This is a genomic window from Streptomyces sp. CB02009, assembly GCF_001905825.1.
Classification (GTDB): Bacteria; Actinomycetota; Actinomycetes; order Streptomycetales; family Streptomycetaceae; genus Streptomyces.
This window is the reverse complement of sequence record NZ_LIVV01000002.1, coordinates 940,532-964,162: the sequence shown is the minus strand read 5'-3', so window position 1 is coordinate 964,162 and position 23,631 is coordinate 940,532. Positions and strand designations below refer to the sequence as shown.

Sequence of the window (23,631 nt, the reverse complement as noted above, 5' to 3'; positions counted from 1 at the left end):
GCCGGTCCGTGCGTTCCGTCCGGCTCCGTGACAACGACGCTACGCACCCACTCCATTAGCATCAAGTGCATGTCAAACACGGCTGGGATGACTCCCATGCAACTGGATCTGAATCTGCTCACCGCGCTCGACGCGCTGCTGGAGGAAGGAAGCGTGGCCGGGGCGGCCGCCCGCCTGCACGTCACCGCTCCCGCGATGAGCCGGAGCCTGGGCCGGATCCGGCGCACGACCGGCGATCAGATCCTGGTGCGCACCGGCCGCGCCATGACCCCGACGCCCTACGCGATCGCCGTCCGGGAGCAGGTGCACGAGCTGCTGCAGCAGGTCCGGGACGTGCTGGCACCGAGCCGCGAACTCGATCCGGCGACGCTGGAACGCACCTTCACCCTGCGCTGGCACGATTCCCTGGTCGCCCTCGGCGGCCCCGCGCTGCTCACGGCCGTACAGGGAGAGGCGCCGGGCGTACGGCTGCGCTTCGTCGCGGAGTCGAGTACCGACACCCCTGAACTACGCCGCGGTGAGGTCGATCTGGAGGCGAACGCCAATCGCCCGGGCGCACCGGACATCCGCGCCGAGCAGGTGGGCGAGACCCGCCTCGTCGCCGTCGTGAGGCAGGAACACCCCCTCACCCGGCTCCGGACCCTCACCGCGCAGGCGTACGCCTCCGCCGACCACGTCACCGTCTCGCGGCGTGGGAACCTCAGCAACGCCGTCGACGACGCCCTCACCCGGCTCGGCCTCACCCGCCGGGTGGTGGCGGCCGCCCCCACGGAGGCGGCCGCGCTGGAGTTCGCACGCGGCACCGACCTCGTGGTCAGCGTCCCCGAGATCACCACCCGCACGACGGCCGCCGGCCTCGGGCTGACCCTGCTCCCCCTGCCGCTCGAACTCCCCTCGGCGCCCGTGTACCTGTCGTGGCACCAGCGCCATGACACCGACCACGCCCACACCTGGCTGCGGGAACTGGCGCGAGCCGCCCTGGCCGGATGACGCCCTTCCGGCCACCGAAGCGGCTTCCCGCGGAGCCCCGAGCCCCTCAGTCGACCACCCGGAGGACGATCTTCCCCTGCAGATGGCCTTGTTCGGCGCGGGCATGGGCCCGAGACGCCTCGCTCAGCGGGAAGACGCCGTCGATGCCGACCCTCAGCCGGCCGGCGTCGATCAGACCCGCCAGCACGGCCAGCTGCTCCCCGCTGGAGCGGACCTGCCATCCGTCCACAGAGATGCCGAGCTCCGCCGCGCGCTCGCGGTGGTACTCCCCCGGGAAGACCGCGGCGAGGGAGCCGCCGCGCCGCATCACCGGCAGGAAGCGATGACCGTCCGGGCCGCCGACGGCGTCGATCAGCACGTCGACGTCCCGTACGACGTCCTCGACCACGACCCGGGTGTAGTCGACGAACCGGTCCGCGCCCAGGCCCTTCAGGAACGCCTCGTGCCGCCCGGAGGCCACGGCGATCACCTGCGAGGCGCCCGCGATCCTGGCCAGCTGCACGCAGAAGTGGCCCACTCCGCCGCCCGCGCCGTTGACCAGGACCGTGCCGCCAGGCCCGAGCCTCAGGTGCTCGACGAGGAACTGGTGGGCGGTGAGGGCCGCCATCGGCACGGCCGCGGCCTCCACATGCCCAAGCGCGGCCGGCTTGCGGGCGAGGTGGGCGGCGGGCGAGGTCGTGAACTCTGCGTACGCCGAGGCCCGGCCGGGGAAGTTCACCAGCCCGAACACCTCGTCGCCGGGCTGCCAGTCGGTGACCCCGTCGCCCACGCCCACGATCACGCCGGAGACGTCGGAGCCCGGGACGAACGGCAGCGGCCACACCGGACGTATCTCTTCCGGGATGTTCGCGAAGCCCCTGCGCGCGTACCAGTCGGGCGGGTTGACACCCGCGGCGTGGACGCGCACCAGCACCTCACCCGGCCCGGGAACGGGCCGCGGCACCTCTTCGTACACCAGCCGCTCCGGGTCGCCGAAGGCGTGCACCCGTACGGCCCGCATCGTCGCTGTCCCCACGTCTTTCCCCCTGACGCCGTATGAAGCGCCCCGGCCGGATACTATCCGGAGCACTGCTCCGGATAGTAAGCGGAGCGGTGCTCCGTTTGTCAACGTCAGGAATCCCCATGCGAGATGAAGCGGCCCGCCCCGGGCAGCGCGCCGACGCGCACCGCAATCGCGAGCGCATCCTCGAAGCAGCGGCCGAGGTCGTCGGCGAGGACGGTACGCAGGCCTCGCTCCGGGACGTCGCCCGCAGGGCGGGGGTAGGACTGGGCACGCTCTACCGACACTTCCCGACCCGCGACGCACTCCTGGAAACCCTGCTGCGCACCGGCTTCGACCAGCTGGCAGAGGAGGCCGCCCGACTGCTCGACGCGGACCTGCCGCGTGACCGCGCACTGGCCGACTGGCTCGGCGCCTTCACCGAACGCGCCGGCACCTTCCAGGGGCTCCCGGCCTCCCTGATGGCCACCCTCGGCGATCCGGACTCCGCCCTGCACGCCTCCTGCCTGGCCATGCGCGAGGCGGGCGGGCGGCTGCTGCGGGCGGCCCAGGAGACCGGCAGGATCCGGCCGGATGTCGACGGCACCGACCTGTTCGCCCTGGCCAACGCCCTCAGCTGGATCGCCGACCAGGCGCCGTCCATCGCCGCACGCCGCGACCGCCTGCTCGCCCTGCTCATGGACGGCCTCGCGCACCCGGATGCCGGCAGGGCCTGACGGGCGGGGCGGAAGGCTTTCCTCACGAGGTGGAAGCGATTGAGGTCCGGGGTGTCCGTCGCCGAAGATGGCCCGATGCATGATCCTTTCGATCCACCCCAAGTCCGTCAGGTCGCGCGAGGCGAGTACCCCTTGTGGGACGAGGCTCTCGCGGTCCTCAACCAGGACCTGGCCGCGACACTTCCCGAGCAGGCGCCTCTGCAACTGCTGGCCCAGCCTTCCTACGAGGACGACGAGCCGGAGCGTGTCTACGTCGCCCTGGCCAACGGCGAGTGGCACGGGCCCTATCTGTACCCGGAGACGCCGGAGGACTCCGCCGATGCCTTGGCGATCGTCGCCGACGCCGCTCAGGACACCGTCTCCGAGTGTCTGTGGCAGGCGTGGCCCCTGTGTGCCGAACACAACCTGGGCATGCACACGCGCGACGTGGAGGGGCTGCTCTCCTGGTGGTGCTCCGGGAAGCGGCCGGGGGGCGGGCCGGACCACATCCGTGCGGCCGTGGGCGCGCTCGACGGTGTCTGAATGGCCTCTGAGGCGGGACCCGGGGGTCACGTGGTGCCCCGCGGGCAGCGTTCCCTGAGACGAGACGCCTGAAGACGGGGTGTCGCCGCTCGTGGGGCGACACCCCGTCAGGAGCGGTGAAGCAACGTCACTTCGCCAGGAAGGCGAGCAGCGCCGCGTTGACCTCCTCCGCGTGGGTCCACAGCAGACCGTGCGGAGCGCCCTCGATCTCGACGTAGTCGGCCGACGGCAGCGCCTTGTGGAAGGGGCGCGCGGTGACCTCGGCCGGCAGGACGCGGTCCGCCGTGCCGTGCAGGATCAGCGCCGGCACGTCGACGGCCGGGATGTCGGCGCGGAAGTCGGTGTACCAGGTGGCGGGGGCGGCGGACGCGGCGAACGAGCCGCCTCGGGCCGCGGTGTTCCAGCTGTTGCGGACGGCCTCCTCGCTGATCCGGCTGCCGAGGTTCTCGTCGAGGTTGTAGAAGTCGTGGAAGAAGTTCGTGTAGTAGGCGTAGCGGTCGGCCTTGACCGTGGCGACGACGCCGTCGAAGAACTCCTTCGGGGCCACGCCGTCGGGGTTGTCGTCGCTCTTGAGCAGGCAGGGCTCCAACGAGGCGAGGAAGGCGGCCTTGGCGACCCGGCCGGAGCCGTACCGGGAGATGTACCGGGCCACCTCGCCCGTACCCATCGAGAAGCCGACCAGCACGACGTCGTCGAGATCGAGGGTCTCCAGGACGGTGTTCAGGTCGGCGGCGAAGGTGTCGTAGTCGTAGCCGGTGGCCGGCTGGGAGGAGCGCCCGAATCCGCGGCGGTCGTAGGTGATCACCCGGTACCCGGCGTCGAGCAGCGCGGCGGTCTGCCGCTCCCAGGAATGCCCGTCGAGCGGGAACCCGTGGATGAGGACGATCGGCTGCCCCGTGCCCTGGTCCTCGAAGTAGAGCTCGACGGGGCTGGTGTTCTCCTGGCCCACGGTGATGAACGGCATGGTGTCTCTCCTCGGTATGCGGTGGTGTTCCACGCTTCTGCGCTGCCCGGAACACCGTCACGCTAAGCCGCCCGGCGGCACGTCTGTTGCCGTGTGGCGCACGGCGTCTTGCCCGAGGGCGCAGATCCTCCGCCAGGGCCGACCGGAGCTCGGACGTGCACATCGGGCCCGGTCATTCCTGCCTGCGGTTCTGCCTGGAGGCGGAAAAGTCCCGCTGGTTGGCTGATCAGTGCGGGCAGGCGCCCGGGGTCCGCCGGCAGGTTCCGGTCGCACTCCGGTGAGCGCGCCGCGTCCCGCGCCTTCCGGGGAGACAGCGACGGTTCCCGCATGCCGTGCCCCGGGTCTCTTCCCCCTGACCGGAGAACAACGTGAGTTTGGTGTTGACGACCGCTTCCGTACCCGACCGTGACAAGGTCGCGTACTGGAACGACGCGGTGAGCAGGACGCTGGTGCCGATGACGGTCACCCCACGGGGCGACGGACCGTTCGACGGCCGGATCGCCACCGACCGCCTCGGGTATCTGCAGGTCTCCACGATGGAGGCCGACGCGGAGCGCGTCCGCCGCACCCCTGCCCTGATTGCCGCCTCGTCCGACGCGCTCGTCGCCGTCGGCGTGCAGGTGTCGGGCACGGCCACCTTCGTCCAGGACGGCCGACGGGCCGAGGTGAGCGAGGGCGACCTGGTGGTGTACGACACCGCCCGCCCGTACTCCATCGACTATCCGCGGCGGTTCGCCACGCACGTCTTCCAACTGCCGCGCCACGCGCTGGGCGTGCCGGACGGCGACATCCGCCGGGTCACGGGCCGGGCCATCAGTACCGGGGACGGTTTCGGGGCGATGCTGCTCCCCTTCCTGGCCGCGTTGGCCTCGTCCCCGTCCGGCGGCTACCCGCCGACCGTCGCCAACCGGCTGGCGGGAAACGTCGTCGACCTGTTCGCCACGCTGATCGAGGAGCGGGCCCACGCGGATCGCCCGGACGGGGGCGAGCGGGGCCACCTGCTGCCGCGTGTCCTCGACCACATCAACCTCAACCTGGGGGACCCGGGCCTCTCTCCGGAGCGCATCGCGCACCACCACGGGATCTCGGTCCGGTACCTGCACCGCCTGTTCCAGGGTGAGGGGATCACCGTCGGCCGGCTCATCCGGCAGAGGCGCCTCGAGGAGTGCGGCCGGGAACTGGCCCGCCGCGGCCGGACGGCGCCCACCGTGTCCGCGGTGGCCCAGCGGTGGGGCTTCGTCAGCCCCGCCCACTTCAGCCGGGCCTTCCGCGACGCGTACGGCGTCTCCCCCCGCGAATGGCGCGGCCTGCGTGCCGCGGGGGACGACCTCACGGCCGCCCCTGCGGTCTCCGGTGGATGACACCCGCCGCCCCTCACACCCGCACACCCTTTTCGCTTCAGGACATCCCGTCAGGAGACCGCGTGTGGCCGCCTTCGACCCTCCGTCCGTTCCGTCCGCTCGGCGGCCGGAACTGGACGACGTGACAAGGGCGTTCGTGGCCCGCCACGCATGCCCCCCGGCGGCCCACGACCCGGATCCGGAACGGGCCCGACGGGACCTCGCCCGTCTCCAGGACCAGGACCCTCCCGACTCTCCCGACCCTCTCGACGCTCTCGACGAGGAGGCCACCCACACGGAGTGGTACGCGCTGCCGGGAGGACCGACCGGTCACGTACGGGTCCAGGTCGTCAGGCCCGCCGGGAGTGTCGGCGCGCTCCCCGTCGTGCTCTTCCTGCACGGCCTGGGCTGGGTCCTGGGCGACGCCGCCACCCACCGGCGCCTGGTGCGCGCCTTCGCCCTCGGCACGGACGCGGCCGTGGTCGTCGTCGACTACGAACGGTCCCCGGAGGCCCGCTACCCGATCGCCCTCGAGCAGTGCTACGCGGCCGCGCGGTGGATCTGTGAGGAGGGCGGCGAGATCGGTTTGGACGGCGGCAGGATGGCCGCCGTGGGTGATTCGGCGGGAGGCAACCTGGTGGCGGCGCTGACCCTGCTCGCCAAGGAGCGCGGTGGGGTGCGGATCCTCCAGCAGGTGCTGCTCTGCCCGGTCACCGACGCGGGCTTCGACACCGCCTCGTACGAGGAGTTCGCCGAGGGCTCCTTCCTCCGCGCGGAGACCATGCGCTGGTTCTGGGACCAGTACCTGCCCGACGTACGACTGCGGGGCCGGGCCACCGCGTCCCCGCTCCGGGCCTCGCTGGAGCAACTGGCCGGACTCCCGCCCGCTCTGGTGGTGACCAGCGAGGCCGACGTGCTGCGCGACGAGGGTGAGGCGTACGCGAGGAGGCTGCGGGCGGCCGGGGTGCCGGTGGTGTCCGTGCGCTATGCCGGGACGGTCCACGGCTTCCTGGTGCTCGATCGGCTGCGCGACACGGACGCCGCGCGCGCCGCCCTCGTCCAGGCCCTCGACACCGTGCACGTCGCCCTGCACCGGCACGACCTCTGAGACCTCGCTGAGCGGGGAGCCTGGGCGGCTAATCGACGGGGTGGACCGGGTGCCGTCAGAGCGTGCGGCGTACGCCGGCCTGGCGTTCGAGGTTGCGGAGCTGGACGGACAGATCGCCCTCGACGGCGAGGTGGGCGGGACCGCTGCGCCCGATCGGCAGGACCTCCCCGCTGCGCATGTCCTCCAGCATCAGGGCGAACGCCGTGTACATCGCGACGAGCGCCACGGCGAGACCGAGGGCCCCGGCGGTGCGCGTGAGCCAGTCGGCTCCGGTGACACCCGCGAGGCCGGTGGCCGCCCAACGGGGCAGGGACACCACCAGGACGAGCCAGAGCGCGCGCTTCGGTCGCGTGACGGCGGTCATCAGGGCGCCGAAGACGAGCAGCGCGAGGTTGAACACGCCCAGGACCCGGGGTCCGTCGGCCGCGCCGCTGAGCACCACGAGCGCGTAGGCCGGCCAGCTGCCGGCGAAGACCGCCATCAGCGTCGCCGCGATCACGTCTCGGGCACCGAAGGCCAGGTGGGCCACCAGGAGTTGCAGGACGAAGGCGGGCAGCACGGTGAGGGCGACGGCGGTGCGGGCCGCTTCGCCGAGCAGCCCGAGCTGGAGGCAGCCCGTCATGACGGACGCGATGGCGATCGTGAAGAAGCCGAGCGGCATGGGTGAGGCGATGGGGCGCAGGTTGATGCGGGTCATCGTCCGGAGGTCGGGCTCGAAGCGACGACCCGGCGGAGCGTCCGTCCGGACGGGCCGGGCGTCGTCGCCGTCGTCGCCACTGTCGGCGGCGGCAGCGTCGGAGGAGGAGGCTGCGGGCATGGGGGCTCTCTCTTTCAGTGCGCGAAGCAGGGGTCGACGAACGACGGCGGATTCTCCGGGGCGGCGCCGCGCGCGACGCGCCACCGCCGGTGCTGCTCGGATTCGGCGGCGGCCTCCGCGACGAGCGCTGCCTGACGGGCGCCGGTCCGGTCCCGCTGGTAGCCGCCGAAGCGCGCCACCGGGCTCCACTCGGGGCCGACCGGCGGAAGCTCCTCGTCGAGCCCTTCATACTCCGAGGCCGCGTAGACGATCCGGCCGCCGACGACGGTGAGGACGGACTCGATGTCGGGGATGTCGTCCTCGGGCACGGTGAGGAAGTCGGCCGACAGCACCGCGAGATCGGCGTAGCGGCCCTCGCGCAGGGTGCCCTTGACGTCCTGCTCTCCGGTGAGCGCTGCACCCCCGCGGGTGTAGAGGCCGAGGGCGACCTCCCGGTCGATCAGGTTGCCGGCCGGGTACAGCGGCGTGCCGCCGATCGTTCGCCCGGTGACCAGCCAGTGGAGGGAGAGCCAGGGGTTGTACGAGGAGACGCGGGTCGCGTCGGTGCCCGCGGCGACGGTCAGCCCCCGGTCGAGCATGCCGCGGACCGGTGGGGTGCGCGCGGCGGCCTCGGCGCCGTAGCGGTCGAGGAACGCGGCGCCCTGGAAGGACATCCGGTTCTGCACGGAGAGGGCGCCGCCGAGCGCCGCGATGCGGTCGAGGCTGGCGTCGGAGACGGTCTCCGCGTGGTCGAAGAGCCAGCGGTTGCCGCCGGGGAACAGCCCCTCGGCCGCGAGCTTCTCGAACACCGCCAGGTCGCGGCGGATCGTCTCGTCGTACGTGGCGTGCAGCCGGAACCCCCAGCCGTTCTCCAGCAGCAGCCGGACCGCCTGCTCGAACTCGGCCTCGTATCCGGCGGCGAGTTCGGGACGGGGCTCGGAGAAGTTCTCGAAGTCGGCGGCGGCCCATGTCAGGTTCTCCCCCGCGCCGTTGAGCCGTAGCCACTCGTCCCCGCCCCCGGGCTCGACCGTCTCGGTCCAGCGCCGCAGGTCGGCGAGTTCCTGTCCGGCCGTCTGCGGGAAGAGGTGGTAGGCGATCCGGAGGGACAGCTCTCCCGACCGGGCGAGGTCGGCGACCGTGGCGTAGTCGCCGGGGAAGTTCTGGAACCCGCCGGCGGCATCGACCGCGGACGTCAGGCCGAAGCGGTTCAGCTCGCGCAGGAAGTGCCGGGTCGACGTCCGCTTGTCGGCCGCGTCGAGGGTCGGCGCCTTGGCGAGGGTCGAGTACAGGATCAGGGCGCTCGGCGCCGCGAGGAGGACGCCGGTGGGCTCGCCGTTACGGCCCCGGACGATCTGGCCGCCGCGGGGGTCGGCGGTGTCCTTGGTGAATCCGGCGGCGCGCACCGCGGCCCGGTTCATCAGCGCCGACTGGTACAGGTGGAGGACGAACACCGGGGTGTCGGGAGCGGCGGCGTTCAGCTCCGCCACGGTCGGCATCCGGCGCTCGGCGAACTGCTCGGCGGTCCAGCCGCCGACGACGCGGATCCACTGCCCCTTGGGGGTGCGGCCGGCCTGTTCGCGGAGCATCGCCAGAGCGTGCCGAAGGCTGCGCACCCCGTCCCAGCGCAGTTCCAGGACGTAGTTCAGTCCGCCCCGGATCACGTGCAGGTGCGAGTCGTTGAGCCCGGGGACCACCCGGCGGCCCAGGGCGTCCACGACCCTCGTGCCCGGCCCGACGAGGCGGGAGAGGTCGTGGTCGTCGCCGAGGGCCGCGATCCGGCCGTCGCGGACGGCGACGGCACGGGCCTCGGGGCGGCGGGGGTCGCCGGTGTACACCTTGGCGTTGCGGACGAGGAGGTCGGCGTGGTCCGCCTCCCGGTGGGGGGCGGGCACGAGGCCCGCCACCGGCATGCTGGTCGACGGCAGCGTCATGCGAGGGCCTTGCGCAGGGTGCTGGTGGCGAGACCGATGGCGAGCTCCGCGGCCTGCGTACCGCGCAGCGCGTTCAGCATGACGAAGTCGTGGATGGTTCCCAGGATGCGCAGCGCGGTGACGGGCACCCCGGCGGCGCGGAGCTTCGCCGCGTACGCCTCGCCCTCGTCGCGCAGGACGTCCGCCTCGGCGGTGATGACGAGGGCCGGCGGCAGGCCGGAGAGCTGCTCGGTGGAGGCACGCAGCGGGGACGCGGTGGCCAGGTCGCGCTCGGCCTCGTCGGTCGTGTACTGGTCCCAGAACCACCTCATGGCGTCGCGGCGCAGGAAGTAGCCCTCGCCGAAGGCGTGGTAGGAGTCGGTGTCGAAGCTCGCGTCCGTGACCGGGTAGAAGAGGACCTGCTGCACGAACGTCACATCACCGCGTTCCTTGGCCATGAGGGTGAGCGCGGCGGTCATGTTGCCGCCGACCGAGTCTCCCGCGACGGCGATCCGGGTGCCGTCGAGCTGCCTCTCCCCGCCCTCGCGGGCGATCCACCGGGCCACGCCGTAGTTCTGCTCGACGGCCACGGGGTACCGGGCCTCGGGCGAGAGGTCGTACTCGGGGAACACGACGGCCGCGCCGGTGCCGACGGCGAGTTCGCGGACGAGCCGGTCGTGGGTGTGGGCGTTTCCGAACACCCATCCGGCGCCGTGGACGTACAGGACGACGGGCAGCGGTCCGGTCGCGCCGCGCGGACGGACGATCCGCGTACGGACGTCGCCGGCCGAGCCGGTGGGGACGGTGACCCACTCCTCGTCGACGTCGGGGAGATCGGTTCCCCCGCCGCTCTGTACGTCGTCGACCGCCTTGCGGCCTTCGGCCACGGGGATCTGGTACAGGTACGGCGGCTGGGCGGTGGCGTCGGCGAACGCCTGCGCGGCGGGTTCGAGGATCGGGCGGTTCTTCATCGGGGATTCTCCTCCGAGAGATGGACGGGGGTGGGTGAACAGGGGTGGGTGAACGGGGTCCGAGGGAACGGGATGCGGGTGGGCAGGACGGGCGTCCGAGTCCGTCAGCCACGCACCAGGGGGGTGTCCACCAGGTGCTCGGCCAGGAACCACACCTGCGCCTCTCCGGTGCGGATGACGTCGGACACGAGCAGGTCCGCGCTGCCCTCGTCGCCCGCCTCGGAGAGCCGGACGACGGCGTCCCTGACATCGACGAGGATCCGCTCGTGCGCGTCGAGCAGCCGGGACAGCATGACCGGGACGGGCTCGACGCCGTCCGGGGGACGGGGAACCGCCGTCAGCTCCGCGACGTGGCGCGGATCGCCGACGGCGACGCCGCCGAGGCTCTGCACGCGCTCCGCCAGCGCGTCGACGATGGCCAGTTGGGCCTCCGCGTGCTTGTCGAGCATCAGGTGGAGCGCGTAGAAGGTGGCCCCGCGCATGAGCCAGTGGTGCTTCTTGTAGAGGGAGTACAGGACCTGCGTGTCGGCGAGGACACGGTTCAGTCGCTGGCAGGCGTACAGCCGGGTGTCATGGGCGAGGGCGATCGGCAGCAGCTTCAGCGTGCCGAACTCCTGGGTCTCCGCGCCCTTCTGGTGCAGCAGCGGCTGACCGCCGCCGTACGCGGGCATGGGGGTGTCCATCGATTGCTCCTCTTCGGGAGGGAGGGGGAGAGGGAGGGGGTGGGGGTGAGAAGGGAAGGCCGTGGCAGGGAGGAGCGGGGTACGCGAGCGGCGGGGCCGGTTCGCGCGGGGGCTTCGGCCGGGGGCCTCGGGCGGCGGGGTCGACAGCGTGCCGGAGCCCCCCGGCGACGGACCGGTCCCTGGTGCCACGGCCTCACCGCCCGGCGGCCGCCCGGGCGGTGGGCCGGTGCAGGACGATCCGGGTGAGCAGGCCGCTGCCGGTTCCCGCCGCCAGCACGACGGCCGCCCACCACGACGGGTACGGGGTGAGACCGAGGACCGCGTCGAGGGACCAGGCACCGGGGCCGGTGGCGCTCAGGGCGGCGGCGGTGCCGATGAGGACGAGCGGGTACTCGTACCCGTCGTTCTGCACCCAGAGCCCGTTGTGCCGCTTCACGGTGAGCGCGACGGTCATGACGCCGACGACCCCGGTGGCGGCGAGCGGGGTGAGGAAGCCGGCGGCGAGGAGCAGCCCCGAGCCGATCTGGCCGCCGCCCGCCGCCAGGGCGGTGAGGGCCCCGCCGCGGAAGCCGTCCGCGCGGAACTCCTCGGTGCCGCCCTCCAGGCCCTTGCCGCCCAGGTGCCGGCTCACCTTCTGCACACCGTGGCCGGCGACGAGCAGTCCGACCAGCAGCCGCAGGATGAACAGGCCGGTGTCCACGGGGTCAGCCGGCCGCGTGCTCGCCGATGACGCTCTGCGCGTACACGACGCCGAGGCCGTACGCGCCCGCGTGGGCCTTGACGATCTCCATGACAGCGCCGTAGGTCTCCTGGCGGGCCCAGTCGCGCTGCAGCTCCAGCAGGACCTGGACCCAGGTGACCGGCACCGCGCCTGCGGCGGTCATCCGCTGCAGGGCGTGCTCGTGGGCGGCCGGGGTGACGCCCCCGGAGGCGTCGGAGACGACGTACACCTCGTACCCCTGCTCCAGCGCGGAGAGGGCGGGCAGGACGAGGCAGACCTCGGTCCACAGACCCGAGAGGATGATCTTCTTGCGGCCGGTCGCCCTGACGGCCGCGACGAGTGCCTCGTCCTCCCAGGCGTTCATGCTGGTGCGGTCGATGATCTCGTTCTTGGGGAACACCTCGGCGAGCTGCGGCAGGAGCGGCCCGGAGAACGACTCGGCGGCGACCGTGGTCAGGACGGCCGGTACGTCGAAGGCCCGCGCCGCCTTGGCCAGACCCACGGTGCTGTTGATGATGGCGGTGCGGTCGCCGCTGCCGGTGCCGAAGAACATCTGCGGCTGGTGGTCCACGAAGAGCATGACCGCGTTGTCGGGCGTGAGCAGGTCCTTGCCCGGGGCGGCGCTCACCTGGTCGATGTCGAACATGAGGGGTCCTCTCGGAGCGATCGGTGGCGTGCCCGCCGCTTCCGCGGCCCGGCACCTCTTCACGCTACGAGCGACCCGGTCGACCGGTTTGACCTTCTGCGACCGGGAGTTGTACCGACAGCGCACGACCGGTCCGGGAGGTCACCGGTCACCGGTCACCGGCCCGGGAGGACGCCGGTCCCCGGTCCGGGAGGAGGGACGAGCGCTGCCGGTCACCTCGCACGCGGCCGCGGGGCACCTCGCACGCGGCCGCGGGGCACCTCGCACGGGCCCGTGGGCGGACCGTCGGTTCGGCGGTCGGCCGGGAAGGATCACGGGGTGGCCTCCAGTGCGGTGAGGCGTTCCCCGGCCTCGGTGAGGCGGGTCGGGTCGGCCGTGGTGCCGAGGGCGAGGCAGGCGGAGAACGCGTCCCGGGCCTCGGCGAGGTGCCCCGCGGCCAGCAGACTGTTGCCGAGGTGCACCAGGGCGCGGCTCTCCAGGGCCGTGTTGCCGCTGGCGCGGCACAGGTCCACGGCGATGCGCAGATGGGTAGCGGCCTCGGACCAGTTCTCCAGGTGGGCGTGGGCGCCGCCGATGACCACCTGCAGATTGGTGCGGGTGAAGTCGGCGATGTGGGGCTCGACGCGGTCCCCGACCTCGTCGAGGAAGGACAGGGTGTCCAGGATCTCCGCGATGGACTCCTCGTACCTCCCCGCGTCCACGAGGATCTGATCGTGTTCGACCCTGCACTGGAGCGCCCCGTGAAGGTCGCCGGCGGCTTCGAAGAGGGTGGCCGCCTCCCGGTTGTGGCGCACCGCCGCGGCGTAGTCGCCGAGCAGTCTGAAGGCCCAGGCGGTGTACTTGTGGGCCCACCCCTGCTGGGAGGGATCGCCCGCCAGCAGTGCCGCTGCGAGGGCCTGGGCGGAACGGGCGAGGCTGTCGTGGTGGCGGCCTTCGCAGACGAGCAGGGCCCAGGCGTGGTAGTTGAGGTGGGTGGCCTCCAGGAGGGGGTCGCCCAGGGCCTGGGCCGAGCGGGCGGCGGTCGCGAAGACCTCGGGCCAGTGCCCCCAGAAGATCCACTGGTCGGAGAACCAGTGCAGGGCCTCGGTCACCTCCACGACGCCGGCGTGGTCGCCCGCGGCAGCGGCCGCGCGGAGGGCGGCCAGCCAGTTCGGGCCCTCGGTCTGAAGCCACTGGCGGGCGTGCTCGGCGCTGGACAGGTCGACGCTGCCCCGCCACGTGACGGGCGGGGCACCGTGGTCGGGTTCGTACCAGCGGCCCGCCATGACGGTGTTCTCCAGCAGCCAGCGGTGCAGCGCCGACCGGGCCGCCTCGGCGTCCCCCGCCGGCTCGTCGCTCCGCAGCCGGCCCCGCGCGTACAGGCGCAGCAGGTCGTGGAAGCGGTAGCGGTCCCGGTCCGTGTCCAGAAGACCGGTCTCGACGAGCTCCTCCAGGGTGTCCTCCGCGTCGAACAGCGACTGCCCGGTGAGCTGGGCGGCGCCGGCGGCCCCCGCGTCGGGCCCCTCGACCAGGGACAGCAGCCGGAACATGCGGGCGGCGGCGGGCGTGAGCTGACGGTACGAGAGGTGGAAGGCGGCCGGGAGGTGGAGGTCACCGGCGGTCAGGGCGTCCAGGCGGCGCTCCTCCAGCGCGAGACGGTCGGCGAGACGACGGACGGCCCAGCCGGTGCGGGTGGCGAGCCAGTTGCCCGCCACGCGCAGGGCCAGGGGCAGGTGTCCGCAGTGGCCGGCCACCTCCGCCAGCGCTCCCGGATCCGCGTCCGCGCGTTCCCGTCCCACCAGGGCGGTGAGGAGGACGGCGGCCTCGGCCGAGGACAGCGTGCCGAGGGACAGCCGGTGGACGCTCTCCAGTCCCGTGAGCATCCGGCGGCTGGTGACCAGCACCATCGAGTCGCCCGCGCCCGGGAGCAGCGGACGCACCTGGGCCTCGTCGCGGGCGTTGTCCAGCACCAGCAGGCAGCGCCGCTCGGCCAGGACCTGCCGGCACAGCCCGGGGTGCCCCTGCGGGCCGGTCATGGCCAGCTCCCGGTCGGCGACCCCGAGCGCCTTCAGTACGCGGAGGAGGAGTTCGGCGGCGTCCGGTGGGTCGTCGTCCATGCCGCGCAGGTCGAGCATCAACTGCCCGTCCGGGAAACGTTCGGCCAGCTCGTGGGCCGCTCGCAGCGCCAGAGTGGTCTTGCCCGTGCCGGGTGGCCCGGACACGGCGACCACCACGGGTATCCCCGCACCTTCCCGTGCGGCCAGCGCGGCCAGCCGCGCGAGTTCCGCCTCCCGGCCCACGAAGTCGTCGATGCCGCGGGGGAAGGCCCGCAGCCCCTTCGGGTGCGGACGGGGGTTGCGGCCGGCGCGGGCGGTGGCGAGCAGGTGCTCCCGCTCCGTCCTGCCCAGCCCCAGCCCGTCGGCGAGTGCGGCCACCGTCCTGCGCTGGGGGGTGGCGACCCGTCCCCGTTCCAGGTCGCCGATCCCCCGGACGCTCACTCCCGAAGCCTCCGCCAGTCCTTCCAGCGTCAGCGAGGCCTCCACGCGCAACCGCCGCAGCAGCACGCCGAACTCCAGACCTGCCTGGGTCACGTCCTCATTCCTCCACCACTTCCCCGACCTGCAATGATGTGATCATCTTGCCCGAGCGCGCACCGCGCCCGGACCACGCGGGGAAGGCACGGTCGCGGGAGTGCCGCGAGCGGCGGCCCGCGGTGGTGGAGGGTGGAGCGGAACGCCGTCAGGTGCGGGTGAGCCGGTCGTACGAAGTCCGCCGCCCTCCCCCCGTGCAGGGGCGTGGACGGCGGACTTCTCCCAGGAGCGTCACGCCCCTTGCCTGGCCTTCCCCCTTCCGATGTGCGCGTGCCTGCGGCAGGTGGACGGGCATCCCCAGGCCGCCGCCCTCAGTCGCTCCATCGCGGGCGTCACGCCGGTCAGGCGCAGACGGCATCCGTGGTCGGTCCAGTCGCGCAGGATCCTCAGCAGGGCGGAGTCCGCGAAGGTGACGAGTGACGTGTCCAGGATGAGGGAGCGGTATCCGAGCCTTCGGGCCGAAGCCAGCAACAGGCGCAGGGGGCCGGCGCTGTGATGGTCGATCTCGCCTTGCAGCGCGACGGTCAAGCCGTCGTCGCCGTGCGCGGTGAACGAGCGGACGCTCGTTTCGCGGGGCGCGGCGTCCGCGTCGTCCTCGCGCGGCGTGAGTTCGGGAGCGCGGGAGCCGGACAGTATCGGAGGGTTGTTTGATGAGGTCACGCCCCCTCAACCGGCCTGCCTGCGGACCGGACACGGCAACTCACCCGACCGCGAGATCACTTCGCACGTACGAGGGTATTCACCTCCGAGCCGCATCCACGACGACGGGTTCGACACCGCGGCACACGCGGGAGGGCGCGGGGCGCGGCTCCCTCGGCGCGCCGGGGTGACGGCTAGTTCGGGGCGATGCCGACCCGCAGTCCGATCAGGGTCTGCGGGCTGCCCTGGGTGTCGGACCACGCGGTGAAGCCGAACGGCTTCGTCAGGGTGACGGTGAAGCCGGGACCGGTCTCGTACGTCGTGGCCGTGGCGCGGACCTGGACGCGGGCCGCGAGTTCACGGGCCGTGGTACGGAACGCGTAGGGGCGGCCGTCGGGGTTGGCGGCCGAGAAGAAGACGTCGCGGTTGACCGGCACGGGGGTGGTGTCACGCGGGATCAGCAGCTTCTTGTCGCGTGCGGGGAAGGCGGACCAGCTGCGGGCGAGGTAGCGGTCGCCGTCGGTGAGGTAGGAGTAGCGGGCGTCGCGCACGGACCAGCCGGCGGTGGTGGTGCGGGCACGGGCCTGGCGCAGGTCCAGGATCGCGACGCCGTTCGGGCCGAGGACGGACAGGCGCTCGTCGGTGGTGCCGGGGTTGTCCACGACGAGAGCGGTGTTCTCCTCGAGGGCGTACACCCGGTCGTGGTGGGTGTCGGCGGCGAGGCGCAGGGCGCGCCCCTCACGGCCGTAGGCGCCGGTGTGGGTGTCGACGAGTAGCGGTACTGGTCGCCGCCGCCGAAGAAGAAGCCGGTCATCTCGTTGACCTGGGCGACGACGCGGTCGGAGTCGGCGTTCGCGATGTGGTCGAGGTCGATGGGGATCCACTGGGCGTCGGCGGCGCCGTGCCGTGTGAAGAGCTCGGCGTGATAGGTGCCGTTGCAGGCGGAGTTGCTGCACCGGTCCGGGTCGGCGGCGTCCGGGTCCTGGCTCTCGGGCACGGAGGCGGCGGTGATGACGCCGATACGGGCCTTCGCGCCGGCGCGCTTGATGATCTCGCCGTAGATCTGGGTGTCGTCGTCCTTGAGGCCGCCTCCCACGAGCACGAGCGAGCCGGGGTGGTGCGGGGCTGCGGGGGTGGCCTGCGCGGCGGGCGCTGCGGAGACGAGACCGAGGACGAGTGCGGTGCTGCCGACCAGGACGACGCGACGTGCGGGTCCGGGATGTGCGCGCATGATGCCTCCGTGAGGGGTGCTGACGGGGGGACTCAATGAGTGGATGACTGGATGACCAGGGCCTTGCGGCCGACGCCGCAGGGCCCTGGTCGTGCCCCGGCAGGGCGACGGGGAGAACTGCCGGGGAGTCGGCGGGGCGGACTGCTGTGCCGGGCCCGCCGGGGGGCTGCCTCGCCTCGCCCGGTGGGCCGGGCGGTCAGGAGTCGTTGCCGGCGCTGCCGAGCGAGACGATGAGGCAGGCCAGCATCGCGACGCGGTGCGGGACGCTGGACGTGTCGAGCCATTCGCCGGGGGTGTGGTCGGACCCTCCCACGGGGCCCAGGCCGTCGAGCGTGGGAACTCCCGCACCGGCGATGAGGTTGGCGTCGCCGACTCCGCCGGTGGCCGCCGCTCCCAGCCGCAGCCCGTAGTCGGAGGCGGCCCTGCGCGCCGCATCGAAGACGCGCCGCGAGGAGGGGGTGTCCTCCATCGGCGGGCACAGGTCGATCTGCGCGACGACGACGGCGGTGCCGGGGACGGCGGGGTGGGCCGCGGCACGGTGGATGGCCTCGGTCGTGCGCCTCATGCCCGCGCCGGTGGCGGCCCGCACCTCGATGTGCAGTTCGGCTTCGGCACACACGATGTTGGGGCGGGTGCCCGCGCGGACGACTCCGACGTTGACGGTGACGTCGTCCCAGAGCCCGTTGAGCCCTTGCAGCTCCACCGTGAGGTGAGCGGCCGCGAGGGCCGCGTTGGCCCCGCGCTCCGGCTCGATGCCGGCGTGCGCGGCGCGGCCGGTGACCGTCAGCCGGAAGTCGGCGACGCCCTTGCGGGCGATGACGAGGTCGCCGTTCTCCCGCGCGCACTCGAGGCCGAGGCCGTAGTGCATGCCGCGCGCGGTCCGCTCGATGAGCGGTCGGCTGACCTGCGAGCCGATCTCCTCGTCGGGGGTGGCGAGGAACACCAGCTCGCCGAAGTCCTCGACGGAGGCCTCGTGGAGGATCTCCAGGGCGGTGAGGCCGGCCAGGAGTCCTCCCTTGTCGTCGCTGACTCCGGGCCGGACGAACGCGACGTCACGCCGCCGTGAGCGGCCCTCGGCGGCGCGGACGGCTGCCTACAGGGGCATGTCCGTCTCACCGCACGTGGCGACGCTGACCGGCGCGAGCCACGGGTTCAGGTGAGGCGCGAAGGGCTGAGAAGTCCCCCGATCCGCCACCCGTCGCCTTGTCGTCACGCTCGTTGGATGAGGCCTCCGTTCACCGCGCGAACGAAGAGCCGCTGGTGCCACTCGTTGGCGTCCGGTCCGGGATCTGCGGCCAGGACAGGGTTCGGGCCGGTCTCTATGAGGTGCATGAGCGCCCAGGCGACGCCGTAGCAGTCGTCTGGGCCGAAGCAGGAGACGAGCGCTCGGGCTTCCTCTCTCGTGACCGGCTTGGGGATCGCATCGAGTTGCTCTGCGCGCCTGTCGATCTCCTCTTCGCTCGCGTCCCAGTCGGGGAGCGGACCATCGACGACGAAAGCCTGCACTTCGGGTCTCATCGGTGAATGATCGGTTACCTGCGCCGCCCCGGGCAAAGTGCAGACCGGCCGTCGCCCGTCCTCTTTCGCCGGCGGATCACACCAGTCCTTCGTCCGGGCCGGTTCCGGACGGACCGGAGCATCGCAGCGGAGTGCGCGGCCCTCGTACCGAACGCAACGGTCCGCCGTCAGCTTCGCCGTGCCGCCCCCGGCGCGCGGGTCAGGTCCGGTATGACCGGCGGCCGGGAGGGTAGCGGAGATCCATGGCACCTGACGACACTTCCGCCGCCGCGAGCGGCTATGTCCAGCCCGAGATCGACGTCAAGGCCCTGGCAGGGCTGCTCGACGGGGAGTACGCGGAGATCCGCGACCTCGTCCGGACCAATCTGGCGGCCCATGCCTCCGTCCTCGATGACGCCGAAGCGCTCGGCATGGACGCGTTCCGCGAGCGGGTCCGCGACGTCGTCGTCGAGATGGCCGGGACCGGCCAGACCGGGATGGGCTTCCCCGCGTCCTACGGCGGCGGCGACGACATCGGCGCGTCCGTCGCCGCCTTCGAGACCCTGGCCTTCGGCGACCTGTCGGTGCTGGTCAAGGTCGGGGTGCAGTTCGGGCTGTTCGGCGGCGCGATCCTGCAGCTGGGCACCGAGCGCCACCACGACGCCTACCTGCCGGACCTCATCGCCGGCCGGCTGATGGGGTGCTTCGCGATGACCGAGACCGGACACGGTTCCAACGTCCAGGCACTCGGAACGGTCGCCCGCTACGACGCCGACGCCCAGGAGTTCGTCGTCACCACCGAGGGCGACGCGGCGCGCAAGGACTACATCGGCAACGCCGCCCGCCACGCCGAGCTCGCCGTCGTCTTCGCCCAGCTGGAGGTCGGCGGCGAGGCCCGCGGCGTCCACGCCCTCCTCGTACCGCTGCGCTCCGGCGGCGAGGTCCTGCCCGGCGTCGAGATCGAGGACGACGGCCGCAAGATGGGCCTCAACGGTGTCGACAACGGCCGCATCCGCTTCCGCGGCGTCCGCGTCCCCCGCGAGGCGCTCCTCAACCGCTTCGCCGACGTCACTCCCGACGGCACCTACGTCAGCTCCATCGACAACCCCAACCGCCGCTTCTTCACGATGCTCGGCACGCTCGTCCAGGGCCGCGTCTGTGTCGGCGGCGCCGGAGTCGGCGTCGCCAAGGTCGCCCTCACCCTGGCCGTCAAGTACGCCGTGCGCAGGCGTCAGTTCGAGGCCTCCACGGATACCTCAGGTACGTCGCGCACCTCGGGCTCCTCGGGCGCCCCCAGTTCCTCAGGTGCCTCGGGTGCCGAGGAGCAGCTCCTGCTGGACTACGGGCTGCACCAGCGCCGTCTGCTGCCGCTTCTCGCCCGTACGTACGCGCTCCACTTCGCGCAGGACACGGTCCGCGGGCAGCTCCACGGCGTGTTCTCCGGCGACGAGGACCCGCAGGCGCGCCGGCGTCTGGAGTCACGCGCCGCCGGCACCAAGGCGCTCGCCACCTGGCACGCCACGAGCACGGTGCAGGAGTGCCGCGAGGCGTGCGGCGGCGCCGGCTATCTCGCGGTGAACCGCTTCGCCGCCCTGAAGGCCGACAGCGACGTCTTCACCACCTTCGAGGGCGACAACCACGTCCTGCTCCAGCTCGTGGCGAAGGGCCTGCTCACCGACTACGCCAGCGAGTTCGAGGACCTCGACCAGCTCGGCATGGTCCGTTACGTCACCGGCCTGGCGGTCGAGACCGTCATCGAGAAGGCCTCGGTCCACAAGCTCCTGGAGCGGGTGCGCGACCTGCTGCCCGGTGGCGACGAGTGGGACCGGGAGGCCGGGCTGCTCGACTCGGAGTACCAACTGGCCATGCTGCGCTACCGCGAGGAGCACATGCTCGCCGGCCTGGCCCGCCGTCTGAAGGCCGGCGTCGACCGGGGGCGTGATCCCGGCGCGGTCTTCTCCCAGGTCCAGGACCACGTCATCGCCCTCGCCCGGGCCCATGTCGAGCGGCTGGTACTCGAGTCGTTCGTCGACGCGTGCGGGACCCACCCCGAGGGTGGCAACAAGGCCGCGCTGGGGCTGCTCTGCGACCTGTTCGCCCTGTCGACGATCGAGGCGGACCGGGCCTGGTTCATGGAGCACGGCCGTCTGACCGTCCAGCGCTCCAAGGCGATCAGCCGCGAGGTGAACGACCTCTGCCGCAAGATCCGTCCCCTCGCCGTCGACCTGGTCGACGCCTGGGCCGTCCCGCCGCAGATGCTGCGGGCACCGGACCTGCTGGCCTGAGGACGGCCGGCCTGTACTCCCCGCGGACGGGCCGCCAGCACGCCCGGACCGGACACCGCGTACGGACCGGGCCCCTCCAGCGAGAGCGGTCGGGCCTCGGAGCCCGGTTGTACGGGGTCGGCGCGGGGGCGTTAGGGAACACTAGGCCCGCGTTAGCGCGGTGTTCCAGACTGTCCGACGACCTCCGTCACCTCAGGCGATCCGGGCACGTGAAAGGCGATCGAATGACTGCAAGGCGTCCCCAGGACGGACCGGCCCGGGAGAACGGCGACCAGGGGCGGCCCCCGTCCCACAGGGCCGCCGAGCAGGGGCGCGGGGTGGAGACGGGTCGCCTGACTGCCCTTCAGTCCGTCGCGGGCAACGCGGCGGTGGTGCAGATGCTGCACCGCGCGGGCCACGGCTGGGTCCACGAGCAGCACCAGCACGGCGCCGGCTGCGGGCACCAGCAGGCCGTGCAGCGTTCGGCGGTCCACGAGGTCCTCAGGGCTCCCGGTCGGCCCCTGGACGAGGCGACCCGTACGGACATGGAGTCCCGGCTCGGGGCGGACTTCTCCGACGTCCGTATCCATGACGACGCCGCGGCCAGGGCTTCGGCCGGGGAGGTCGGGGCCCATGCCTACACCTCGGGCAGTCATGTCGTCATCGGCGACGGTGGCGCGGACAAGCACACCCTCGCCCATGAGCTCACACATGTGATCCAGCGGCGGCAGGGGCCCGTGGCGGGCACGGACAACGGCGGCGGCCTCAAGGTGTCCGACCCGGGAGACCGCTTCGAGCGGGATGCGGAGGCCAACGCGCGCCGGGCCATGGCGAGTTCGCCGGTGCAGCGGGACGCCGTGGAGGGCGCGGAGGCCGTGGAGAGTGCGGAGGCCGTGGGGACCTCGGCAACCGTGGGGACCTCGGGAACCCTGGGAACCTCGGAGGTCGCACAGGAGCGGACGCCCGCGCTCGGTCCCGCCGTCGTTCAGCGCTACCACGAGGGCTCTCTCGTGGGCCCGGGCAATAAGCTGGTGCACCTGAAGGTGTCGCAGACCGGCCAGTACTTCATGATCGTCGACAGGTACGACACCACCACCATCTGGGGCAGTGTGAACGCTGCCGTGCCGCGCTACTGCAGGCCGACCGAGCAGCAGAACGTGACCCTCACCATCCACGTGGGAAACCAGCCCCTCACCGGCGCCTATACGGAGTACGAGCCGGAATCGGCGTTCCTGGCGGACTGCTCGCACACCGCCGAGGAGATCATGCACCGCAGGCGCCTCCAGATGGGGCAGGACGCCAGCCGGATCCGCGGCGGTGCGGTGTTCGGGGGCGAGGGGCACAACGGCAACGTCCAGGAAGCCCTCGCGTACGCGTGGCGACGGGGAGCGGGGAACGGCGAGGAGCGGCCGAACCCCGGTGAGGCGTTCTCCATCATCGAGACCATGTGGGACATGGACGACGCCGACCATGAGCACGCCTCTCCGTCGAACGAGTCCGGGTGGCCCTATCACGTCGCCGCGGTCGTGGCCGTGGACGGCGACGACCGCATCACGATCGAGCAGACCGCGGGGTCGAGCGACGCCGTCCAGAACCAGGGCTACGAGGGCATCATCGACATCTACACGTCGGGAAGCCTCGCGGGCGGTGCGGCGCTGCCGGCCAGCTTCCACGGGCGGCACGGCGGAGCGTTCTCCCAGGGGGCCGTCACCGTCACGCTCGCCCCGATCAACGAAGGCCGGCTGCGACAGGAACGCGGCGCCCGGCGGTATACGGCGGGCTAGGGACCGCGTAGCAGCCGGCCGGCCGTACGAAACCGGCCCGGCCTCGGGTTCTGAGCGCTCCGCCCCACCGACCGGCCGCCCGGAAAGACGTGTCCACCATGTGGAAGGGTGTCTGAGACGGCGCTCCCCGGTGTTAGCGTGCACCCATGCAGCACACCGCCACCCTCGCCATGATGCGAATGATGCCCCCGCCCCCGGAGGCGCTTCGCTAGCGAAGCCGTGTGCGCGCAGGACGCGACGGACCCTCCGGAAACGGAGGGTCCGTTTTTTGTTGTCCCGACCCGCCGCCGAGCCCGTCGGCCCCCGCACCTCCACCCCCACCCACCCCGTGTCCTCCTCCGCCAGAAGGGCGAAGTACCACCATGACCCCTCCCCCGGTCGTCTCCCTCACCGACTGCGCCGACCCCAACGCCCTCGCCCGACAGTCCACCCGGATCGCCACCCTCTTCGGCTCGACGCCGACCGTCCTGCCGCTCGGCGGACCGGACCCGGAGGGCGCCGCCGCCCTCACCCTGCTCGACCTGCTCCGCTCCACGGACCTGATCGGCGGTCCGAGCCGACCCGTCGTGGTCCTCGTCAACATCGCGCCGAGGGACGGGCACTGGCCCAACGGCGTGCCTTTCTGCTCCTTCCGGCACGGGAACCACCTGGTCGTCAGCACGCTGAACCAGCGGGTCCTCGCCCCGCTGGCGACCTACCTGGACCTGAAGGAGGTCCAGGTCACCGACGTCCGCGAGGTGCTGGAGGCCGCCGCAGGCGACTGGGCCGAGCTGACCCCGGCCGAGATCGAGGAGATGGTACGGACCCAGTTCCGGAGCCTCTGGTACGCGCCGCTGCTGGCCCGCTGGCTGGTGGACGGCCACCCCGTTCCCGCGCGGCCGACGGCGGTGCGCCCGTCCGTCGCCGACGAGGTGCGGATCGCCGTCGTCGACAACTTCGGCAACTGCAAGCTGGACCGCCCGGCCGCCGAACTGCCCGGCTACGACACCGCCGAGGGCCTTCTCGTACGCAACCGGCTCGACGGCCGCGACATCCGGGTGCGCTGTTACGACCGGCTCCCCGACGTCCCGCTCGGCGAGCCCGGAATCACCGTCGGGAGTTCCGGAGTCGGATTCGCCGAACTGGTGGTCCGCGGAGGTTCCGCGGCGGAGGTATTCGGACTGCGCCAGGGCGACCGCGTATTCGATCTCACCAGCTGACATGTTATCAACGCGTTACCCCGGCAAGGGTCTTCCCGATTGACGCCGGTCTCCGCGAGCCGGAATGCTGAATAGCATGT

At 72.4% G+C, this 23,631-nt stretch carries 20 protein-coding genes and 1 pseudogene; 8 read left to right on the top strand and 13 right to left on the bottom strand.

Features of this window, described 5'->3' with window-relative positions; translation table 11 throughout:
- Positions 1-96: 96 nt before the first annotated feature.
- The gene (locus tag AMK27_RS11370; RefSeq protein WP_073905201.1) at positions 97-990 is read left to right on the top strand and encodes a LysR family transcriptional regulator; all 894 of its coding nucleotides are present in this window, start codon (positions 97-99) and stop codon (positions 988-990) included.
- 46 nt (positions 991-1,036) lie between these two features.
- Here the strand turns inward: AMK27_RS11370 and AMK27_RS11365 are convergent, their stop codons facing one another.
- Entirely contained in the window at positions 1,037-2,005 is a 969-nt protein-coding gene (locus tag AMK27_RS11365) for an NADP-dependent oxidoreductase (RefSeq protein ID WP_241847424.1), read from the bottom strand.
- A 107-nt stretch (positions 2,006-2,112) separates the two neighbouring features.
- On the opposite strand from AMK27_RS11365, the gene AMK27_RS11360 reads away from it, so the two are divergent.
- Together AMK27_RS11360 and AMK27_RS11355 are read left to right on the top strand one after the other, a co-directional pair.
- Positions 2,113-2,706 carry a TetR/AcrR family transcriptional regulator gene (locus tag AMK27_RS11360; protein WP_073905198.1) on the top strand — a complete coding sequence of 198 codons (594 nt, stop codon included), beginning with the start codon at positions 2,113-2,115 and terminating at the stop codon, positions 2,704-2,706.
- Between the two features lie 132 nt (positions 2,707-2,838).
- Positions 2,839-3,228 carry a hypothetical protein gene (locus AMK27_RS11355; RefSeq protein WP_241847423.1) on the top strand — a complete coding sequence of 130 codons (390 nt, stop codon included), beginning with the start codon at positions 2,839-2,841 and terminating at the stop codon, positions 3,226-3,228.
- A 127-nt stretch (positions 3,229-3,355) separates the two neighbouring features.
- Here AMK27_RS11355 and AMK27_RS11350 read toward each other — a convergent pair whose 3' ends face one another.
- Positions 3,356-4,192 carry an alpha/beta fold hydrolase gene (locus AMK27_RS11350; protein ID WP_073905196.1) on the bottom strand — a complete coding sequence of 279 codons (837 nt, stop codon included), beginning with the start codon at positions 4,190-4,192 and terminating at the stop codon, positions 3,356-3,358.
- 368 nt (positions 4,193-4,560) lie between these two features.
- Between AMK27_RS11350 and AMK27_RS11345 the strand changes: the two genes are divergently transcribed.
- On the top strand, positions 4,561-5,553 hold the full coding sequence (locus AMK27_RS11345) for an AraC-like ligand-binding domain-containing protein (RefSeq protein ID WP_073905194.1): 993 nt from the start codon (positions 4,561-4,563) through the stop codon (positions 5,551-5,553).
- Positions 5,554-5,689: 136 nt separating this feature from the next.
- Positions 5,690-6,640, top strand: coding sequence for an alpha/beta hydrolase (locus tag AMK27_RS11340; RefSeq protein WP_107425552.1), 951 nt, complete (start codon positions 5,690-5,692; stop codon positions 6,638-6,640).
- A gap of 55 nt (positions 6,641-6,695) precedes the next feature.
- On the opposite strand, the gene AMK27_RS11335 is transcribed toward AMK27_RS11340, so the two are convergent.
- The 11 genes and pseudogenes from AMK27_RS11335 to AMK27_RS43565 all read right to left on the bottom strand — a co-directional run bounded on the left by AMK27_RS11335 (position 6,696) and on the right by AMK27_RS43565 (position 18,325).
- The gene (locus AMK27_RS11335) at positions 6,696-7,337 is read right to left on the bottom strand and encodes a GPR1/FUN34/YaaH family transporter (RefSeq protein ID WP_241847467.1); all 642 of its coding nucleotides are present in this window, start codon (positions 7,335-7,337) and stop codon (positions 6,696-6,698) included.
- Between the two features lie 134 nt (positions 7,338-7,471).
- On the bottom strand, positions 7,472-9,367 hold the full coding sequence (locus AMK27_RS11330; RefSeq protein WP_073905189.1) for an amidohydrolase: 1,896 nt from the start codon (positions 9,365-9,367) through the stop codon (positions 7,472-7,474).
- Positions 9,364-10,317, bottom strand: coding sequence for an alpha/beta hydrolase (locus tag AMK27_RS11325; RefSeq protein ID WP_073905187.1), 954 nt, complete (start codon positions 10,315-10,317; stop codon positions 9,364-9,366). The genes AMK27_RS11330 and AMK27_RS11325 overlap by 4 nt, the downstream gene beginning before the upstream one ends.
- A gap of 104 nt (positions 10,318-10,421) precedes the next feature.
- On the bottom strand, positions 10,422-11,000 hold the full coding sequence (locus tag AMK27_RS11320; RefSeq protein WP_073905185.1) for a Dps family protein: 579 nt from the start codon (positions 10,998-11,000) through the stop codon (positions 10,422-10,424).
- Positions 11,001-11,193: 193 nt separating this feature from the next.
- Complete coding sequence (locus AMK27_RS11315; protein WP_073905183.1) at positions 11,194-11,700, bottom strand: DoxX family protein; 507 nt, start codon at positions 11,698-11,700, stop codon at positions 11,194-11,196.
- A 4-nt stretch (positions 11,701-11,704) separates the two neighbouring features.
- On the bottom strand, positions 11,705-12,367 hold the full coding sequence (locus tag AMK27_RS11310) for a hydrolase (protein ID WP_073905181.1): 663 nt from the start codon (positions 12,365-12,367) through the stop codon (positions 11,705-11,707).
- 311 nt (positions 12,368-12,678) lie between these two features.
- Positions 12,679-14,937 (bottom strand): ATP-binding protein, encoded by a 2,259-nt coding sequence (locus AMK27_RS11305; protein ID WP_073905179.1) that lies wholly within the window; start codon positions 14,935-14,937, stop codon positions 12,679-12,681.
- Positions 14,938-15,168: 231 nt separating this feature from the next.
- Positions 15,169-15,597 (bottom strand): STAS domain-containing protein, encoded by a 429-nt coding sequence (locus tag AMK27_RS11300; RefSeq protein ID WP_073905177.1) that lies wholly within the window; start codon positions 15,595-15,597, stop codon positions 15,169-15,171.
- A gap of 173 nt (positions 15,598-15,770) precedes the next feature.
- The gene (locus AMK27_RS43575; RefSeq protein WP_241847422.1) at positions 15,771-16,271 is read right to left on the bottom strand and encodes a hypothetical protein; all 501 of its coding nucleotides are present in this window, start codon (positions 16,269-16,271) and stop codon (positions 15,771-15,773) included.
- A gap of 732 nt (positions 16,272-17,003) precedes the next feature.
- Positions 17,004-17,831: pseudogene (locus AMK27_RS43570) on the bottom strand (M20/M25/M40 family metallo-hydrolase); the annotation flags it as partial.
- Positions 17,832-18,016: 185 nt separating this feature from the next.
- Positions 18,017-18,325 carry a hypothetical protein gene (locus AMK27_RS43565; RefSeq protein WP_241847421.1) on the bottom strand — a complete coding sequence of 103 codons (309 nt, stop codon included), beginning with the start codon at positions 18,323-18,325 and terminating at the stop codon, positions 18,017-18,019.
- Positions 18,326-18,567: 242 nt separating this feature from the next.
- Here AMK27_RS43565 and AMK27_RS11280 point away from each other — a divergent pair, with 242 nt between their 5' ends.
- The 3 genes from AMK27_RS11280 (at position 18,568) to AMK27_RS11270 (ending at position 23,551) form a co-directional block, all read left to right on the top strand.
- Positions 18,568-20,589, top strand: a complete 2,022-nt coding sequence (locus AMK27_RS11280; RefSeq protein ID WP_073905173.1) for an acyl-CoA dehydrogenase family protein — start codon at positions 18,568-18,570, stop codon at positions 20,587-20,589.
- Between the two features lie 224 nt (positions 20,590-20,813).
- Complete coding sequence (locus AMK27_RS11275) at positions 20,814-22,352, top strand: eCIS core domain-containing protein (protein WP_073905171.1); 1,539 nt, start codon at positions 20,814-20,816, stop codon at positions 22,350-22,352.
- A 362-nt stretch (positions 22,353-22,714) separates the two neighbouring features.
- Positions 22,715-23,551 (top strand): SAM hydroxide adenosyltransferase, encoded by an 837-nt coding sequence (locus AMK27_RS11270; RefSeq protein ID WP_073905169.1) that lies wholly within the window; start codon positions 22,715-22,717, stop codon positions 23,549-23,551.
- The last annotated feature ends 80 nt before the right edge of the window (positions 23,552-23,631 follow it).

Coding starts and splice junctions, on each gene's coding strand:
- AMK27_RS11325 (WP_073905187.1), bottom strand. CDS start 10,317: ATGAAGAACCGCCCGATCCTCGAACCCGCCGCGCAGGCGTTCGCCGAC.
- AMK27_RS43565 (WP_241847421.1), bottom strand. CDS start 18,325: ATGAGACCCGAAGTGCAGGCTTTCGTCGTCGATGGTCCGCTCCCCGAC.
- AMK27_RS11360 (WP_073905198.1), top strand. CDS start 2,113: ATGCGAGATGAAGCGGCCCGCCCCGGGCAGCGCGCCGACGCGCACCGC.
- AMK27_RS11280 (WP_073905173.1), top strand. CDS start 18,568: ATGGCACCTGACGACACTTCCGCCGCCGCGAGCGGCTATGTCCAGCCC.
- AMK27_RS11330 (WP_073905189.1), bottom strand. CDS start 9,367: ATGACGCTGCCGTCGACCAGCATGCCGGTGGCGGGCCTCGTGCCCGCC.
- AMK27_RS11350 (WP_073905196.1), bottom strand. CDS start 4,192: ATGCCGTTCATCACCGTGGGCCAGGAGAACACCAGCCCCGTCGAGCTC.
- AMK27_RS11370 (WP_073905201.1), top strand. CDS start 97: ATGCAACTGGATCTGAATCTGCTCACCGCGCTCGACGCGCTGCTGGAG.
- AMK27_RS11310 (WP_073905181.1), bottom strand. CDS start 12,367: ATGTTCGACATCGACCAGGTGAGCGCCGCCCCGGGCAAGGACCTGCTC.
- AMK27_RS11335 (WP_241847467.1), bottom strand. CDS start 7,337: ATGACCCGCATCAACCTGCGCCCCATCGCCTCACCCATGCCGCTCGGC.
- AMK27_RS11275 (WP_073905171.1), top strand. CDS start 20,814: ATGACTGCAAGGCGTCCCCAGGACGGACCGGCCCGGGAGAACGGCGAC.
- AMK27_RS11270 (WP_073905169.1), top strand. CDS start 22,715: ATGACCCCTCCCCCGGTCGTCTCCCTCACCGACTGCGCCGACCCCAAC.
- AMK27_RS11320 (WP_073905185.1), bottom strand. CDS start 11,000: ATGGACACCCCCATGCCCGCGTACGGCGGCGGTCAGCCGCTGCTGCAC.